The sequence below is a fragment of the Rhodococcus sp. 06-462-5 genome, from assembly GCF_002258315.1.
In the GTDB taxonomy this organism is placed as follows: domain Bacteria; phylum Actinomycetota; class Actinomycetes; order Mycobacteriales; family Mycobacteriaceae; genus Rhodococcoides.
Genome location: NZ_NOYD01000052.1, coordinates 1 through 1,588, shown reverse-complemented (window position 1 = coordinate 1,588; position 1,588 = coordinate 1). Strand labels below are relative to the sequence as shown.

The window sequence follows — 1,588 nt, the reverse complement described above, 5'->3', positions numbered from 1 at the left end:
GCGGGGCGGTGACAGCAGCGCAACTGGGTGTGTGGGCCGCAGAACAGGTCAGCCCCGACGCAGACGCCTTCCGAATCTCACAGTTGGTCTGGCTGGACGACGACGTGGACGTGGCCGCGTTGAATCGCGCGTTGGCCGTGGCGGGCTCCGAGGCCGAGGTCCTCGGTGTGCGGCCGACTATCGGCTCGGACGGAGTGCCTCGGCTCGCAGCCGCCGGCAGGCCCATCGGTGCCCTCCAGGTCGTCACCTCCGCGTGCGAGGACGCGGGCATCCGCGCAGTCGCTGCAGAGCGTTGCCGCGTCGACGGCGTAGGACAGAACCGATACGAGTCGCTGTCGGTCCTGCACCCCCGAACCAGCGGCGGGTGGGCATGGGAGTTCTCGACTCATCACCTACTCCTCGACGCCTACGGTCTCGGGCTCGTCACTCGTCGTGTCGCAGAGGTGTACACCGCTCTGGCCGAGGGCCTTTCGGTGCCCGAGCGGTGGTTCGGGGACTATGCGTCGGTCGTCGACGGTGCTGGTGTCGACGCGGGCGATTCCGAACGATTCTGGGCAGCGAAGTTCGAGGAGGTCTCCGAGGCCTCGGCCGTCGCATTCGATTCCTCGCGTCAGTTCTTCCTCACCGACGCGCGAGGACACGGCCGCGTTCCGGACGAGGTGGCGGCGTCGGTCGACGCACTCGCGCGTTCGGCACGGGTCACGTGGTCCGACGTCGTGGCGTTGGGCTGGGGGCTGTTCACGTCCGCGCGCGACGGACGGGACCTGTTCGCGGTCCGGTTGCCGCAGATGAACCGCTCGAGCGGTGTAGCGCTGCGGACTCCGGCAATGTTGGTCGGTGCCGCGCAGGTGACGTTGCGGGTTTCTCCGTCCGAGACGGTCGCCGAGTTGGTGCAGCGGGTCCGAGGCGAGATGCGGGAGGTCGTCCGTCATCAGATGGCGGGGGAGACCCTTGCACGACTGTGGCCGAACGGTCCGGAGGACTACGCGGCATTGCCGCAGTTGAACGTCAAGGCCTTCGATTACGACTACGGCTTCGGGTCGATCGCCGGCCGCCAGGAAACGGTCACGAGTGGACCGGCCGGCCGACTGGACCTGATGGTGTATCGCGATCGGGTGCACGGGTTCGCGGTGGACCTGACATCGAGCGACACTGCGGCAACTCCCGAATCGGTCACCGACACCGCGGCTGCATTCGTCGACTTTCTCGGCAGACTGTCCGAGGACCCCGATGCGAGGGTGGCGACGTTCGATGCACTGAACGCCGACGACCGAATCAGGGCAGAGGAATGGTCGCGCGGTGTCGAGGTGCACGCGGATGACGCGACGCTGGATTCGCTCGTCCGCCTGCAGATGTCGAGAACGCCGGACGCAGTGGCGATCGTCGATCACACCGGTGCGGAGTTCAGTTTCTCCGAGATCGCCACCCGCGTCGAGGCGATGGCCGCGCAGTTGAGCGCCCGCGGTGTGACGCGAGGCGACCGCGTGGCAGTCATGCTCGCGCGTTCGGTGGATCTCGTGGTGACCCTGCTTGCCGTCGTGCGCACCGGTGCCGCGTACGTTCCGATCGACCCGGAACACCCGTCCGA

General features: G+C 67.7%; 1 protein-coding gene. It reads left to right on the top strand.

The window, feature by feature from the left end; translation table 11 throughout:
• On the top strand, positions 1-1,588 hold a 1,588-nt coding region (locus tag CH251_RS24180), incomplete at both ends, for an AMP-binding protein (protein WP_143544989.1).